This is a genomic window from Mucilaginibacter sp. (genome assembly GCF_965277465.1).
Lineage (GTDB): Bacteria > Bacteroidota > Bacteroidia > Sphingobacteriales > Sphingobacteriaceae > Mucilaginibacter.
The window spans coordinates 2,020,441-2,036,308 of the sequence record NZ_CBDICW010000001.1; the positions used below are offsets into that span (position 1 = coordinate 2,020,441).

Sequence of the window (15,868 nt, forward strand, 5' to 3'; positions counted from 1 at the left end):
CAATACTGCCTACAGGTATAATTGAGTGTTTTAACTTAATTATCCTTTATAAAACATAATAGATTCCATAACATTAAACATCTATAGTAATATGTCAATATTCATTGCTCAGTTATTTCCTAAAAATAAGGTAGTAGATATTAAAGGAGCATCGCAGGCAGGTATTAACTTCTGTTTTAATTTTATAGATGCCATACAACCCACACATGTATATGCATATCAGTTAAGTTCGGTAACAGAAAAACTTGCCTTTGATTTTGAAAACGATAAAATTGAATACATAGCCAGCCGCTCGTTTCCCAACAGATCAGTATTTAAAGCACTGAACATTCTGGCCGAAAATTTTAAAATCATTTTCAGTATTATTAAAAGGGGCGAAAACAATATCTGGTTCTATAACCTTACCCCACAGGTAATACTTATTTACAGCGTTCTCCGGTTATTGTTCCGCAAAAAGTGTTTCATTGTTTTAGCTGATTTTACGCCCGAGCTTTTCCGCAACAAAGTAGCCTTGCAACTTATGCGTTATTCAAATGGTGTAATCTCCTTAAGTTTTGAGGCCAAAGATATGATTGGCAGCAAAGTCTCTGTTATTGTAAAGCCTGGGATATTAGGTGATTTGCCAAAGCAGAAATCAATTCGGCCAATCCAGAGAAATAATTTTTTATTTTCAGGCTCATTAAGTAAATACACAGGTATTGAGCTGGCTTTGCAAACGTTTTCAAATACCCCATCACTAAACTTATTTATCAGCGGAATAGGAGAGAGTGAGCAGCTTATTAATGAGTATGCAGCAAAATATCCCAATATTACATATTGTGGTTATTTGTCGTTCCAGGAGTATGTGAAGGTTTTGGATTCCGTTGATTTTGTATTATCACTAAGGGATGTTTCTATGGGGCGTAATAAATATAATTTTCCATCTAAAATTATTGAATACTTTTTACACGAAAAAATAGTTGTTTCAACCAAAAGCTATCCCACGCTTGATGCGGATGTTTATTTTTGTTGTGATTATGATGAACCATCTTTAAAGGAACTACTTTTAAAGATCAATCAATTAAGCGACGACAATATAAGATCGGTACAAACAGGTGCCAGGAACTTTGCAATTGATAATCTTTCAAATAATAGCTGGGCAACAGCCGTTTCGCAATTAGAGTCTACAAACAAATAAACTTCATCGCCATGTCTGCATATGCTTTAACCCCTCTCAATATTGAAAACGAAAACCTTTTTTTTGGTTTTCACGACCTTGTTGCCTGGAACAGCGGGGGCGATAAGATTTTAGCATTGCGTATTGATGATATGCGCACCCCGCCTGATGGTATTAAACCTATCGATACCGGTTTTATAAAGGCAGGTGAATTTATTAAATTGGGTTCAACACTTGCTTATAATTATCCGCAGGGCGCCAGGCAGCAATGGATAGGCGACTCAAATACTTATATTATAAATGACAGAGGGACTGATACCTGGATTTCAAAAGTGTATGATACAGAAGCTTTAAAATTAGTTAAAACGCTTAAACACCCCACCCATGTAATTACTAATGATGGCTGGGCATTTGGAATTGATTATGCGCGCTTACACCGCGTAGGTGGCTATGGATATACCGGTTTAGCTGATAAAAATGCAGCTAACAATGCCCCTGCTGATGCAGGTATTATAAAACATAATATTTATACGGAGGAGGCAACCCTGCTTGTATCAATAAAGGATATTGCAAATTTTGAAACGACCGAAAATATTGGACAGCACCATTATATAACCCATTTATTATTAAACCCAAAACAAGATAGGATAGCTTTTTTGCATCGATATAAACTGAAAGATGGGGGAGAAACTACCCGGTTAATGACAATAGGGACTAATGGCGAAGGTTTAAGATGCTTATCAGCTGGATTTTTAAGTCATTTTGACTGGAAAGACGATAACTCGGTTTTGATTTGGGGCCGTACCGGAAGCAATATTGAAAAGCTTCGCGGATCATTAATATATAGATTACTACCCTCAGGGTTTATTTTTTACGCAAAAAAGATCATTAAATCATTGCGGAAGAAAGGCAATAAAACAAGTACCGGAAACAGTGGCTTTAATTGGTTACTGATCAGCGATGATGAGCAAAAAAAGTGTGAAACATTTGCTGCCGGTAAAATGACAGAAGACGGGCACCCAATGGTTTGCCCGGCCAATCGCGATTGGCTGGTTTGTGATACTTATCCTAACGAAGAGGGCATCAGGCAACTTTATTTATACCAGTACAGTACCAATAATAAAATTGAACTTGGCCGGTATAAAATGATTGATGATAAGCCTGATATAAGTAAAGCCAAAAATGCCTTATCAGGAATAGATCCAGAAGTGTTAAAAGCCTTTAGTATTGAAAAAATGGCGTTTTACCGCAGTGGTTTGCACTGCGATCTGCACCCCCGCTGGAAAGGCGATGGAACAGCAGTTGCTTTTGACTCAATTCACGAAGGTAAAAGACTTATATATAGTTTTGATGTAAGTGAATATTTAAATATTAAAACCTCTTAAAGCTAAAAAGAATTTAAAATTACCAATGTAATAAACACCCAGGTTGTACAAGTATTCATGTAACAATTTTATTAGGCTCTTTTAAATTTATTTATTGGTCAGTTTTTTTCTTAAATTTAATGTTTTCATACTTATCCGCCTACTTTAATGATTGCTGTTTTACATCCTTACGTTTTGCACTATAGAGAAGATTTCTTTTTAGGACTTAACGGAAAGGTACCCACTGATATTTATTGTTACGAAACAGCAAAAAAGGCAAATTCACTTAATCATAAAAATGGTGATGTTAAAGTTACGGGTATTCCGGCTTTAAAATTTAAATCGCTCATCCTTTATAACCCTTCGGTTTTTTTCAATAAAAAGTACGATACATTGGTATTGATGCTTACATTCACTCATTTAACAACCTGGCTTTTATTATTAACCAAACCCTTTCACCGGAAAAAAATAATTTTGTGGGGACATGGCATATCGGTTAAGCGGTTTTTAAAGGAAGAAAAGAAACCTAATTTTTTATTGGGATGGATGATAGCCATGGCCGATGGGATATGGTTTTATACCGAGCACGAACTTAATTTATGGAAAAGTATTTATCCCAATATCAAAGCCGTTTCTTTAAATAATACCATATCAGATGTTGATGTGATAACCGCATCCGAAAAACAATTGCCAAAGGCAGATAAAGTAAAATTAAAACAACAATACGGCATCCATCAGGACAGGATTTTTATTTATTGTGCAAGATTTAACACGGTTAACAGGCGAATTGATTTGCTGGAAGAGTTTATAAAGCTAAGCGATAAAGACCGCTGCGGATTTATAATAATTGGTGACGGTAAATTTAAACCCGATTTTAAAAAATATTCAAACGTTTACGATTTTGGTGCGTTATACGATACAACCAAGAAAAGTGAGCTTTTTTCTATCGCTGATATTTATTTTCAACCGGCGTGGGTTGGCTTATCAATTGTGGAAGCGATGGCTTATGGAAAACCGATTTTTACATTTAAGCGATCAGCAGGGCTATTACAATGTGTAGAGTACAGCAATATAAAAGACCATTACAATGGTTTAATATTTAATGATGTGCAATCAATGGTTGATTTTTCAGCTGCAATAACCGACGAGGAAATAATTTTATTAGGTAATAACGCAAAAAAATATGTGGTTAATAACCTAAAAATGGATAATATGATACAGTCTGCTTTTAATTCATATAAGGAGGTAGCTAATTAAATAATTTGTATATCTTTGAAATAATAGATGATAAATTATTTATTTTGCAATAAAAAAGGTTTTAGCTTGCAAGAATAATAGTAAAACTAAAATCTCAGCATAAAATATATATGAAATTACTTGCTTTATGGGCCCCTCTTGCAGACTATACAGTTGCATGCCTAAAGTATTTATGTTTATCGCACGATGTAGAATTATTGCTTGTTTACCAACCCGTAGAAAACGAAGCTCCTTACAAACAATTTGATCTTTCATTCTGTAAAAAAGCTATCGCCTTTGATAAAAAGGACGATAAATCAATTCATGACCTTTGTTTGGAGTTTGCTCCGGATGTAGTGATAATGTCATCATGGAATTACAACTCCTATATGTCTATCGCAAAAAAATGCCGTGAAAAATCAGCATTTGTTGTTTCAACATTTGATGGGCAGTGGGAAGGAACGTTAAAGCAACGTTTAGGCATACTGATCTCACCGTTTTTTTTAAAGAGCAGGATTGATAATTTTTTTGTACCTGGCGACAGGCAGGCTACCTTTGCCCGCAAATTAGGATATGAAAACCCACTACAGGGATATTATAGTGCTAACAGCGCAAGGTTTGATAATATAGCATCAATACCACGCTATAACAGGTTTGTTTTTGTTGGAAGGCTGGTTGATGTTAAAGGGATTGATATTTTAATAGATGCCTACGTTGCGTATCGAAAAACAACGGCCAACCCCTGGGATCTTTATATTTGTGGTACAGGCCCTTTAAGTAATCTTTGCGCTAATATTGAAGGGGTAAAGATGCTTGGATTTTTACAGCCCGAAGAGTTGGTACAGGTATTTTTAAGTTCCAAATGTTTGCTGTTACCAAGTTATACCGAACCCTGGGGTGTTGTAGTACATGAGGCTGCTTTGGCAGGTTTAAGTATGATTTCATCTTATAAAGTAGGTGCAAGTACCTTTTATATAAGGGATGGCCAAAACGGGTATATTGTTAATCCTGATAAGTCATCATTTGCAAGGGCTATGAAGCTAATGTCGGATATGCCCGATGCCCGTATTAGCAGTATGTCTGCAACAAGCGAAACACTTGGCAGGTTATGGACGGTAGAAAAGTGGGCCCAGTATGTTTACGAAAATATTTGCCTGCAAAAACAATTGAACGTTGCCGATTGAGTTAACCGTATGAAAATATTGCATGTAATTACATCAATGGATCCTGAGCAGGGGGGCGTAAGTCAGGCTGTCAGAAACATTGTTAAATCGCTCAACGATCTTGAAATAACCAATCAGGTTGTAAGCGTTGATGCTGAAGGGCAGGCAAAAAACTGGAACGATAGCTTTATCACCCATACAATGGGTACAGGCGGTAACCCCTGGAGCTACAGCCCGCTCTTATTACCCTGGTTAAAAGCCAATCTTAAAAATTATGATGCTGTTATTGTTCATGGTTTGTGGTTATATCATGGTTTTGCTGTTTTAAAAGCAATTAAATCATTAAAAGGGAGTAAGCAGCCTAAGCTATATGTAATGCCTCATGGCATGTTAGATCCCTATTTTCAAAAAGCAGAAGGCCGCCGCCTGAAAGCTATCAGGAATTATTTTTACTGGAAACTAATTGAATCAAAGTTAGTTAACTCGGCAGATGCATTGCTATTTACCTGCGAACAGGAAAAAATGTTAGCAGCAACTTCTTTTAGCCCATATAAGCCAAAACAAACTTTTGTGGTTAGTTTGGGGGTGCTTTCTCCACCGGTTTATGAGCCTGCAATGCTAAGTGAGTTTATTAAATTATGTCCGCAGGTTAAGGATAAACCATATTTTCTTTTTTTAAGCAGGATACACCCTAAAAAAGGAGTTGACCTTTTGCTTGAGGCATATCATGAGCTGTTTGCTTTGGGTGAAGCTGATGTACCCATGCTTGTTGTTGCCGGCCCCGGGCTTGATACCGAATATGGAAAAGAGATAGCCAGCCGGGTTGATAATTCCGGATTGTTGAGGTCGCAGGTGTTTTTTCCGGGCATGCTTTTGGGGATGGCCAAATGGGGTGCATTTTATGGTTGCGAAACCTTTGTTTTGCCCAGCCACCAGGAAAATTTCGGTATCGCCGTTGTAGAAGCTTTGGCCTGCGGTAAGCCTGTACTTATCTCAGACCAGGTTAATATCTTTACTGAAATAAGCACAGGGAGGGCCGGAATAATATTTGCCGATTCCGCAGGTGGGATGAGGGAAGGATTTAAAACCTGGATGGCTTTATCACCAAGTCAAAAAGATGCTATGCAATTAAATACTAAAAAGGTTTATACTCAAAACTTTGGCATTGTTGAAACAGGCAAAAAAATGGCTGCTGCCTTATTAGCTTAAAAACTACACCATTGCTTCTTTATTTTAAGTGCTACTGCGCTATCGCTCTGAATTTAACTATTTTTTTCTCCTTTGTATCAGGCGTTCCGTCACGCTGTATTAAGTAGTCATTAACTTTCAGGCTTTTATTAATATCAACTTGTCTGGTAACTCCATTATAATGGTTATTTTGAATAAATATACTGGCAATATTGTTGCCTGTACCTGTTAATGATATGGCATTTACAGCAGTTGTAATGGTATTATCCTCCACAATTAAATCTGATATGGCCCTTGGAGTAGTACCCGGTACAACCTGGATGAATGAGAAATCGCTTAAAGTATTACGGCGTACCAAAGCGCCGATATTAAGCCCGGAGCCAGCCAATCCAGTTATGGTGATACTCTGATACCCGGAGTGGTTATCATTATTACCCAAAAAATGACTGTAATTGCCATCGGTTAAAGTGCAATTGTCAATATCAATATACCAGTTAGGTTGTTTTCCGTTATATACCAGAGCACCTCTTGATTCTATCCCCCCGCTTCGTTGCATTTTTAAGCCGGAAACCACACAGTTTTGTGCTGATCCGTAAAATTGGAAAGCCCCGGCATCTGATACTTCATCGTTAACAAAAAACAAATTTTTTCTGATGGTAGTGATACTGATAACAGACGATGAATCGGGATTTACCAGAAAAGGCTGATCAATGTAAACCGTATCAAGCCCGTGCTTTATAATACGGCGAAACTGACCGGCGCCCTTGCCATCAATAATAAATATACCGCCGCCTTTCCACCTGTTAGCAACCCATTGGTTGGTACGACCCTGGGCAGTTAAAATAATTTTATTGCCGCTTGCGCTGATAATGTTGCCGCTGTAACCCCCGCTGCCACCATCAAGCGTCATTGATTCTCGGTTGTTAACATAGTTGTAGGGGATAATGTTACGGGCCTCGTACAGGTCATGGCTTTCATCAATGGTTGATCCATAACCAAATCCTATTATTTGTTTATAGCAGTCTTCAAATATCAATCCTTTAGGATGGGTGATCATGTACGGCTGGTTAACACCGGTTTGGTTCATGGTGAACTTGCAATTCTGGATCATGCCGCTTATCCCCCCTAAAAAATTAAACATACCGCTAATATTGATGTCGCAGTTTCTTATTTTAACATTCTCGCCGCTTAATACGATCCCCGTACTTAACCATTTACTGTTAAGTTCAGCCTCTAAAGCATCGCGATAGGTTTTGGTTGAATATACTTTACTGCTCATCTCGGTTGATTGCCTGATCAGCAGATTTTCAAGCGTTATATTGCCTTGCTTATTTAATGGCCCGCCCGAAACAATTACCCCCCAGGCACGTGATGCCCAAATATTTAAATCTTTAACGGCAAAGTGGTTGGTGCCGCTTATTAAGCTGTTGGGTAATGATCCCACTGCCCAGTTCTGCGAGTTCCAAAACAATTGGGTTAATGTTTGTGATTCGCCTTTAAGCGTACTGTTTACTGGTAGCTTTAATTCGGATGTTAGCATATACCTTCCTCGCGGAATGTAAATGGTACCTCCATTATTTTGCGCAGCCGCATCAATGGCCTTATTAAAAGCTGCGGTTTCATCATTTGTGCCATCTCCCGCAGCACCATAATCCTTTACGTTAAATGTGCGGTCGGCATTGCTGTTATCAGGCGCGGGTATCACACTTACCTTCAGTGGCTCGCTCCAGGCAGTTTTGCCGCCAATACCATTGTGAAAGTACAAAGCATAACTACCAGGCTGAACGTTTGCCGGTACATCAACACTAACAGAAAAATTATCAAAAGCTTTTTTTACTTTACAGCGATAGGCTGCACCGCCATTGTCTGCTATTAATACCACCTGTCCTAATGTGCCGTTTATGGATAGGTTTTTACCTTGAATGCGCAAATAATTTCCGGCAATGGCTTTAAGTCCTTCTTCGCATATTACCCAATTTACAATGGGTATATTAACATAAAAAGTAGTGGTGTGATTGTTGAGGTCGGTTACTTTAGCGCCGTATACGCCTTCTCGCAAACTGGAAGGAATTACGAATTTAACGGATTGCTTGTTCTTTTGTACCAAATCAACCAGGGTAGTGGTTGCTGGTGTGGTTGGTTTGGCTCTTCGGTTTGTACCGGCAAAATCTAAGTTAGCATCTTCATGCGGTAAGGGAACATAGCTGGGTAATGTATTGTCAACAATATCATTACTTAGTGCCCAAACTTCAATTTTTGATACCTTATCCAAATATTCACCTCTTATCAAAACAGCGTCGCCCGCATGGGTTTCGGCAGTGGTTACATGAAATATCTGGGGCGACTGATCAGATGAAGTCTGGCTTTGAGAAAATGCTGAGAATGATACTGGCAGTAAAAATAAAATGATTGTTAGCTTGAAATACGAGAGGGGGTCCTTAATGTAATTGTTCATGGCACGTATGGGGTTATTTTCAAATATATTGTTTCAACACTAAAACGTGAAAATTGATTTAAAAGCTTTAGTCAATCAATTTAATTTATTGTAGTTTTTTGTGCTATAAAAAATGTATAATGCAAAAAAACAGCATTATTATTGAAGGAATTTTACTGATAATTGACAATTAGTTGGTATTATTGCATCAATTGTAAGTTTATAAAAGCAATTTTTAAATATAAAATTTATAGCCATGCCGGTTTTTATATATCCATATAATAATCAGGAACCTGTTACAGCAGTTAAGTTTTGATCAGGTTGGTATTTATTATAATAAGTTGCCTTATAAACGGTAGTTAATATTTTTAATATTTTAATGAGTAACCAGGATACTTTTACAGGGCCTTCTTTTTCATTAAGCAACAGGATTTTACGATTAGTGTGGGGAGTTGTTTACGCCATATTTTTTGTTTATTCACCTAAGCCACTTTTTAGCTGGCGAACATTTTTGCTTAAACTTTTTGGCGCCAAAGTAGGGAAGGGTGTGCATGTTTACAACAGGGTAAAGATTTGGGCCCCCTGGAACCTTGAGCTTGGCGATGAATGTGGTATTGCAAATGGAGCTGAGCTTTATTCGCAGGGGAAGATTACAGTGGGTAAAAGAGCAGTAATATCGCAGGGCAGTTACATCTGTACAGGTACGCATGATTATAATTTACCGGGGCACCCATTATTGACATTCCCAATTACTATTGGCGATTATGCATGGGTAGCAGCAGAAGTATTTGTTCATCCCGGGGTAACAATTGGTAAGGGTTGCGTAATAGGTGCACGATCAGTTGTAACTAACGATATGCCCGAGTGGATGGTGTGTGCCGGTCATCCCTGCAAGCCTATAAAACAAAGGAAATTAATAACTGATATTTAAAAATGCATCAGCAATACCTTTAGTTAATGAAAAATAAGCTTTTAAAATTAGAAGCCGTAAGAGGTTTTGCAGCAATATATGTGGTGCTGCATCATTCTTTTAGCAAAGGCTTAATAATTGGGAATTATAACTTTTCCTTTCTGTTCAAATATGGTCAGGAGGCGGTTATCTTGTTTTTCATCCTATCGGGCTTTGTTATAAAATACTCGTTTGAACGTTCAGCTAACAAGACTTTTTCCGACTATTTCAGCAAGCGGTTTTTGCGTATCTATATCCCTTTAATAGTTGTCTTTATAACCAATTATCTTTTGCTTAGCTATTATGCGCATAGCTTTATTGGTGCAGAGTGGAAAACACTTTTAGGCAACCTGTTTATGTTGCAGGATATTCCCTCCTTAAAATTAAACGTTATATGCGGGCCTTATTTAAATAATGATCCGCTGTGGTCATTATCTTACGAGTGGTGGTTTTATATGCTATTTTATTTTTTCATCACAAAACTTAAACAAAAGGCTACCCTTGTTGTGTTTATATTGGCAATTTTGAGCAGCATCAGTTATATCTTTTATCCTTTTTTTATAAACAGGTTATTAATCTACTTCGCCATTTGGTGGAGCGGTGTAGAAATAGCAGATATTTACCTTACCAAAAAAACTTTTTCTATCAGCAACATGAAAGCTTCCTTATTAACATTAGGGGCTTGCTTGTTTGCATTACTGATTAATGCATATTTTAACAGTAATAATGGTTTAGCAAAAGGTATTGGCATAAGCCCTAAGTTAGAAGTCAGGCATTTTGGTTTCACTATTGTTGTAATTCTATTGGCTATTTTATGGAATAAGTTTAATTGGAAATTTTTTAATATCACCTTTGGTCCGTTTAAGTTTTTTGCCCCTGTTTCATATGTGATGTACGTAAGCCATCATTTTTTAGTTACCGATACCAGCTATTTATCATTTTTAAACGGCTTTTACTTAAAGTTCATTGTGGGTTTTGCCATTTGCCTGCTGTACTCATACCTTGTTGAACTTAAATACTATAAATGGATGCGGGATTTAATTTTAAAAGGAAAAGCATCAGTAAAGCCAAAAGGCGGTAAAATGGCCCTGGTTAAATAAACTACTCAACTGAAAAAATATAAATGATATCTGTTCTTATACTTACCAAAAACGAAGAAAATGATCTTCCGGGATGCCTTAATTCGGTATCATGGTGTGATGACATCCATGTATTTGATTCATTCAGTGATGATAAAACAGTAGCAATTGCTGAAGCTGCGGGTGCGCACGTAACTAAAAGAAAATTTGATAACTGGTCGGCACACCAAAACTGGGGGCTTGCAAATATAAACTTTAAGTATCCCTGGGTGTTGTATATTGATGCCGATGAGCGTGTATCACCTGGATTAAAAGAGGCTATACTTAGTGCAGATCTGGTTAACAGTACAGTAGTAGCTTATGAAATACAAAGACGGGATTTTGCCTGGGATGGTACCTGGCTTAAACACGCCCAGATTTCGCCATTTTATTTAAGATTTTTCCGTCCCGAAAAAATGCGTTACGAAAGGCTGGTAAATCCACTTTCAATACCTGATGGTCCGGTTGCAAAGTTAGCAGGGTTTTTAGATCATTATCCTTTTAGTAAAGGGATCAAATACTGGATCTCGAGGCATTTATCTTATGCTGATATGGAAGCAGCCATGCGGCTTGAAAATATCGGTACAGGTGTAAAGTTTTCTTTCAGAAAAGCCATCTTTGCAAAAGATTTTACCGAAAAACGGTATCACCAAAAAGGAATATTTTATAAGTTGCCCGGCAGGCCTTTTATAAAATGGTGTTATATGGTAATTTGGAAAAGAGCGTTTCTTGATGGGCATGCCGGGGTAGTTTATGCTACACTGCAGTCAATTTACGAATATTTTATTGTGTTAAGAACAAGAGAATTGTTAGATAAAGCGTCTGTAGGCGAATAAGGGATTAATGAGCAATAAAAGCATACTATTAATAAGTCACAATTTTTACCCTGAGCCTACCGGCATCGGGAAGTATAATGGTGAGATGATGAATTGGCTGGCGGCTAACGGAAATGACTGTACGGTTATTACCACATTTCCCTATTATCCGCATTGGAAAGTTCAGGCACCTTACAAAAATGTATGGTATAAAAAAGAAAAGAAAAACGTAGGTTCGGGAAGTTTAACAGTTTACAGGTGCCCTTTATATGTACCTGCAAATCCAACCGGTAAAAAGAGAATTTTACAGGATTTTTCTTTTTGGGTTTCCATGATTTGGATTGTGTTTAAGTTTATTCTTTCAGGGAAAAAATTTGACCTGATAATAACTATAGCACCACCGTTTCATTTGGCCTATTTGGGAACAATGCTTAAAAAATTTACCGGTGGCAAGTTGCTTTATCATGTACAGGACCTGCAAATCGAAGCCGCACAGGATCTGAATATGCTTTCGAGCGACAAACTGTTCAGCAGGTTATATAAAATTGAAAAGAATATTTTAAACAAGGCCGATTTTATAAGCAGTATCTCCGAAGGGATGATCGGTAAAATTGAGGCTAAAGCAGGCAGGGATGTGTTCTTTTTTCCTAACTGGGTTGAAGTTAACCAGTTTTACCCAATAACCGAACGCGAACAGCTGAAAATTAAATGGGGATATAAAGCAGATGATATAATTTTCCAGTATTCAGGTGCTATTGGCGAAAAACAAGGTTTAGAAGCAATTTTACAGGCAGCCGAAAGTTTGGCCGATAAAAAAAACATCAAGTTTATTATTTGTGGCTCAGGGCCGTATAAAGAGAAATTGATTAATATAGTGACCGAAAAGAAACTTGAAAATGTTTTCTTTTTACCCGTTCAGGATAAGGAAGTATTTAATGAGTTTTTGAACCTGGCAGATATTCATTTGATTTTGCAAAAACATAGTGCGAGCGATTTGGTTATGCCTTCAAAACTAACCACTATTTTGGCTGTTGGCGGGGTTAGCATTATTACTGCACCCAAGGATACATCTTTATATAATTTAACGAAAAAATATAACATTGGATATTTGGTTGAGCCCGAAAATGGCCCTTTGCTTTTGCAGGCCATACTTGATATACAGGCCGATAATACAATAGAACAAAAACGAAAAAATGCACGTCAATACGCCATAGATTATCTGAACATTGATAATATTATGAAAGATTTTACTTGTAATTTTTTAAATTAATAAAAAAAGTATATTTTTATTGAATACTTCACAATTATGAAAAGCGTTAATTTTACATCTTCTTTATGAAAAAAGCATTAATAACAGGAATCACAGGTCAGGATGGGGCCTATTTAACAGAATTATTGTTATCAAAAGGCTATGAAGTTCATGGTATTAAACGAAGAAGTTCCCTTTTTAACACCGATAGGATAGATCACTTATATCAGGATCCGCACGTTGAAAATAAGAACCTGATATTACATTACGGCGATTTGAGCGATTCAACCAACTTGATACGCATCATTCAGCAGGTACAGCCTGAGGAAATTTACAATTTAGGTGCAATGTCGCACGTAAAAGTAAGTTTTGATACACCTGAGTATACAGCTAATGCTGATGGTATTGGTACATTAAGGCTGTTAGAAGCTATCAGGATATTGGGTTTAACCAAAAAAACAAAGATATACCAGGCATCAACGTCTGAATTATACGGATTAGTTCAGGCTGTGCCACAGTCAGAAACTACACCGTTCTATCCGCGTTCACCCTATGCAGTAGCAAAAATGTACGCTTACTGGATCACCGTAAACTATCGTGAGGCTTATGGTATTTATGCTTGTAACGGTATTTTGTTTAACCACGAAAGCCCTTTACGCGGCGAAACTTTTGTAACCCGTAAAATAACCCGTGCAACCGCTAAAATTGCTATGGGTTTACAGGATAAGTTGTTTTTAGGAAATTTAGATGCCCAACGAGATTGGGGACATGCTAAAGATTACGTAGAAGCGATGTACCTGATTTTACAACAGGAACAACCTGAAGATTATGTTATAGCTACCGGTGTAACAACCAGGGTACGTGAATTTGTACGCATGGCTTTTGCCGAAGTAGGCATAGTGGTTGAATTTAAAGGCGAAGGTGTTGACGAAAAAGGATACATTGTTAGCTGTAGCAACCCTGATTACCAGGTTGAGATAGGTAAAGAAGTAGTATCGGTTGATGACAAGTATTTCCGCCCGACGGAAGTTGAACTATTGATTGGTGATCCAACAAAATCAAATACAAAATTAGGCTGGAAACCTAAATATGATCTGCAAGGGCTGGTAAGCGAAATGGTTGCTGCCGATGTTGAGCTTTTCAGACGAGAAAAACTTTTAAAAGATTCAGGCTACGTTATTAAAAACCAGTTTGAATAATAATAATGGAAAAAGAAGCACGCATTTATATAGCGGGGCACCGGGGTATGGTTGGTTCGGCCATACACCGTAAACTCCTTAAGGAAGGCTATACCAACTTTATAACACGTACATCTGATACGCTTGATTTGCGTAACCAGCAACAGGTAGCAGATTTTTTTGCACAGGAAAAACCCGATTATGTTTTTTTAGCTGCCGCCAAAGTAGGCGGTATTATTGCTAACAATACTTACAGGGCCGAGTTTTTGTACGATAACCTGCAGATCCAGAACAATGTGATCCATCAATCCTATTTAAATGGGGTTAAAAAACTCATGTTCCTGGGTTCAAGCTGTATCTATCCAAAGCTTGCCCCGCAACCTTTAAAAGAGGATTACCTGTTAACCGGCTTGCTTGAGCAAACAAATGAGCCTTATGCCATTGCAAAAATAGCAGGTATAAAAATGTGCGATGCCTACAGGGCGCAGTATGGTTGTAATTATATATCGGTTATGCCTACCAATTTGTATGGTTATAATGATAATTATCACCCACAAAACTCACATGTATTGCCTGCGCTTATCCGTCGTTTTGATGAGGCTAAGGAAGGTAATATACCTACAGTAACCATTTGGGGTACCGGATCGCCAAAAAGAGAATTTTTATTTGCTGATGATCTTGCAGAGGCCTGCTTTTATTTAATGCAGAACTATGACGAAGAAGGATTGGTAAATATTGGTACCGGCGAGGATATATCTATCAAAGATTTGGCTTTATTGGTAAAAGACATTATAGGCTACCCCGGCGAAATAAATTTTGATACTTCAAAACCTGATGGAACACCCCGCAAGTTAATGGATGTTACCAAGCTGCACAGCAAAGGGTGGAAACATAAAATTGAACTGGAAGAAGGTATAAAATTAGCTTACCAGGATTTTCTTTCTAAAAAGAACACCATTTTAGGATAATTAACTGCTTTTTAAAAGTATCTGAAAAAAACTTTAATAGATAGGGCCCATAAACCGGCCCTATCTATTTTACCTTCAATTAAACCACTTACCACCAGCATCAGTTAGAAAGCTGAAAACAAAGTTTTCCTGCTATATTTACTTTTGGTTTAACAAATACCATAATATGAATAACATTGTTGTTTTTGGCGCATCCGGTCAGTTGGGGCAATGCTTAAAAAAAGTTGCCGACGAAAAAGGCATCACTACTATATTTTTTCTTGCCAAATCCGAAGCCAATATTTTAGATCCTGATGCACTTAAAAACACCTTTGCCAAGTACAAGCCGGCATACGCTATTAACTGCGCTGCTTATACGGCTGTAGATAAAGCTGAGGATGAGGTTGACCTTGCCCGCAAGATCAACAAAACAGGAGCCGAAAACCTGGCCATCGCCTGCAAGGAAAATAATGCAGTATTGATACAGATCTCTACAGATTTTATTTTTAAAGGCGATAGCCCGCACCCATTAGTTGAAGATGATGTTGCCGAGCCGATAAATGTTTATGGCCTTACCAAATTAGAGGGTGAGCGGGATATCATCAGGATATTGGATCGGCATTTTATTATTCGTACAAGCTGGTTGTATTCTGAATATGCCAATAACTTTGTTAAAACCATGCTGAAGTTAGGCGCAGAGCGCGACCTGCTTAAGATCATAGCTGATCAGGTTGGGTCGCCAACTTATGCGATTGACCTGGCTGGCTGCGTGCTTGATATAATTGCATCGGGCTCAACTAAGTATGGTACTTATCATTACAGCAACGAAGGCGTAACTTCGTGGTATGATTTTGCCAAGGGCATCTTTGATCTTTCAGGAACAGAGGTAAAAGTATTGCCTATCCGTACTGCTGAATATCCAACCAAAGCTACCCGCCCTGCTTTTTCGGTTATGGATAAAGCAAAGATCAAAAACACATTTGGAATTGAGATCCCTTATTGGCGGGATAGCTTGGCTGTTTGCATCCAAAGGCTTAAATAAAAATTAAAATATTACCTATATATCCTGTT

At 37.7% G+C, this 15,868-nt stretch carries 13 protein-coding genes; 12 read left to right on the forward strand and 1 reads right to left on the reverse strand.

Annotation, left to right across the window (positions count from 1 at the left end; translation table 11 throughout):
• The first annotated feature begins 91 nt into the window (after nucleotides 1-91).
• The 5 genes from ACQY4U_RS09230 (at nucleotide 92) to ACQY4U_RS09250 (ending at nucleotide 6,128) form a co-directional block, all read left to right on the forward strand.
• Nucleotides 92-1,177 (forward strand): hypothetical protein, encoded by a 1,086-nt coding sequence (locus ACQY4U_RS09230; RefSeq protein ID WP_428329100.1) that lies wholly within the window; start codon nucleotides 92-94, stop codon nucleotides 1,175-1,177.
• 11 nt (nucleotides 1,178-1,188) lie between these two features.
• On the forward strand, nucleotides 1,189-2,541 hold the full coding sequence (locus ACQY4U_RS09235) for a hypothetical protein (protein ID WP_428329101.1): 1,353 nt from the start codon (nucleotides 1,189-1,191) through the stop codon (nucleotides 2,539-2,541).
• Nucleotides 2,542-2,688: 147 nt separating this feature from the next.
• Nucleotides 2,689-3,777 carry a glycosyltransferase gene (locus tag ACQY4U_RS09240; protein ID WP_428329102.1) on the forward strand — a complete coding sequence of 363 codons (1,089 nt, stop codon included), beginning with the start codon at nucleotides 2,689-2,691 and terminating at the stop codon, nucleotides 3,775-3,777.
• A gap of 110 nt (nucleotides 3,778-3,887) precedes the next feature.
• The gene (locus tag ACQY4U_RS09245; protein ID WP_428329103.1) at nucleotides 3,888-4,940 is read left to right on the forward strand and encodes a glycosyltransferase family 4 protein; all 1,053 of its coding nucleotides are present in this window, start codon (nucleotides 3,888-3,890) and stop codon (nucleotides 4,938-4,940) included.
• A gap of 9 nt (nucleotides 4,941-4,949) precedes the next feature.
• Entirely contained in the window at nucleotides 4,950-6,128 is a 1,179-nt protein-coding gene (locus tag ACQY4U_RS09250; RefSeq protein WP_428329104.1) for a glycosyltransferase, read from the forward strand.
• A 31-nt stretch (nucleotides 6,129-6,159) separates the two neighbouring features.
• Here ACQY4U_RS09250 and ACQY4U_RS09255 read toward each other — a convergent pair whose 3' ends face one another.
• Nucleotides 6,160-8,562 carry a glycosyl hydrolase family 28-related protein gene (locus ACQY4U_RS09255; protein ID WP_428329105.1) on the reverse strand — a complete coding sequence of 801 codons (2,403 nt, stop codon included), beginning with the start codon at nucleotides 8,560-8,562 and terminating at the stop codon, nucleotides 6,160-6,162.
• A gap of 358 nt (nucleotides 8,563-8,920) precedes the next feature.
• Here ACQY4U_RS09255 and ACQY4U_RS09260 point away from each other — a divergent pair, with 358 nt between their 5' ends.
• The 7 genes from ACQY4U_RS09260 (at nucleotide 8,921) to rfbD (ending at nucleotide 15,839) form a co-directional block, all read left to right on the forward strand.
• On the forward strand, nucleotides 8,921-9,472 hold the full coding sequence (locus ACQY4U_RS09260; RefSeq protein ID WP_428329106.1) for a WcaF family extracellular polysaccharide biosynthesis acetyltransferase: 552 nt from the start codon (nucleotides 8,921-8,923) through the stop codon (nucleotides 9,470-9,472).
• A 26-nt stretch (nucleotides 9,473-9,498) separates the two neighbouring features.
• A complete protein-coding gene (locus tag ACQY4U_RS09265; protein ID WP_428329107.1) occupies nucleotides 9,499-10,590 on the forward strand; it encodes an acyltransferase family protein in 1,092 nt (363 codons plus the stop codon).
• A 23-nt stretch (nucleotides 10,591-10,613) separates the two neighbouring features.
• A complete protein-coding gene (locus ACQY4U_RS09270) occupies nucleotides 10,614-11,444 on the forward strand; it encodes a glycosyltransferase family 2 protein (RefSeq protein WP_428329108.1) in 831 nt (276 codons plus the stop codon).
• Between the two features lie 7 nt (nucleotides 11,445-11,451).
• On the forward strand, nucleotides 11,452-12,693 hold the full coding sequence (locus ACQY4U_RS09275) for a WcaI family glycosyltransferase (RefSeq protein WP_428329109.1): 1,242 nt from the start codon (nucleotides 11,452-11,454) through the stop codon (nucleotides 12,691-12,693).
• 65 nt (nucleotides 12,694-12,758) lie between these two features.
• The gene (gene gmd, locus ACQY4U_RS09280) at nucleotides 12,759-13,871 is read left to right on the forward strand and encodes a GDP-mannose 4,6-dehydratase (RefSeq protein WP_428329110.1); all 1,113 of its coding nucleotides are present in this window, start codon (nucleotides 12,759-12,761) and stop codon (nucleotides 13,869-13,871) included.
• A gap of 5 nt (nucleotides 13,872-13,876) precedes the next feature.
• Entirely contained in the window at nucleotides 13,877-14,818 is a 942-nt protein-coding gene (locus ACQY4U_RS09285) for a GDP-L-fucose synthase family protein (RefSeq protein ID WP_428329111.1), read from the forward strand.
• 166 nt (nucleotides 14,819-14,984) lie between these two features.
• Complete coding sequence (gene rfbD, locus ACQY4U_RS09290; protein ID WP_428329112.1) at nucleotides 14,985-15,839, forward strand: dTDP-4-dehydrorhamnose reductase; 855 nt, start codon at nucleotides 14,985-14,987, stop codon at nucleotides 15,837-15,839.
• The last annotated feature ends 29 nt before the right edge of the window (nucleotides 15,840-15,868 follow it).

Coding starts and splice junctions, on each gene's coding strand:
- ACQY4U_RS09230 (WP_428329100.1), top strand. CDS start 92: ATGTCAATATTCATTGCTCAGTTATTTCCTAAAAATAAGGTAGTAGAT.
- ACQY4U_RS09235 (WP_428329101.1), top strand. CDS start 1,189: ATGTCTGCATATGCTTTAACCCCTCTCAATATTGAAAACGAAAACCTT.
- ACQY4U_RS09240 (WP_428329102.1), top strand. CDS start 2,689: ATGATTGCTGTTTTACATCCTTACGTTTTGCACTATAGAGAAGATTTC.
- ACQY4U_RS09245 (WP_428329103.1), top strand. CDS start 3,888: ATGAAATTACTTGCTTTATGGGCCCCTCTTGCAGACTATACAGTTGCA.
- ACQY4U_RS09250 (WP_428329104.1), top strand. CDS start 4,950: ATGAAAATATTGCATGTAATTACATCAATGGATCCTGAGCAGGGGGGC.
- ACQY4U_RS09255 (WP_428329105.1), bottom strand. CDS start 8,562: ATGAACAATTACATTAAGGACCCCCTCTCGTATTTCAAGCTAACAATC.
- ACQY4U_RS09260 (WP_428329106.1), top strand. CDS start 8,921: ATGAGTAACCAGGATACTTTTACAGGGCCTTCTTTTTCATTAAGCAAC.
- ACQY4U_RS09265 (WP_428329107.1), top strand. CDS start 9,499: ATGAAAAATAAGCTTTTAAAATTAGAAGCCGTAAGAGGTTTTGCAGCA.
- ACQY4U_RS09270 (WP_428329108.1), top strand. CDS start 10,614: ATGATATCTGTTCTTATACTTACCAAAAACGAAGAAAATGATCTTCCG.
- ACQY4U_RS09275 (WP_428329109.1), top strand. CDS start 11,452: ATGAGCAATAAAAGCATACTATTAATAAGTCACAATTTTTACCCTGAG.
- gmd (WP_428329110.1), top strand. CDS start 12,759: ATGAAAAAAGCATTAATAACAGGAATCACAGGTCAGGATGGGGCCTAT.
- ACQY4U_RS09285 (WP_428329111.1), top strand. CDS start 13,877: ATGGAAAAAGAAGCACGCATTTATATAGCGGGGCACCGGGGTATGGTT.
- rfbD (WP_428329112.1), top strand. CDS start 14,985: ATGAATAACATTGTTGTTTTTGGCGCATCCGGTCAGTTGGGGCAATGC.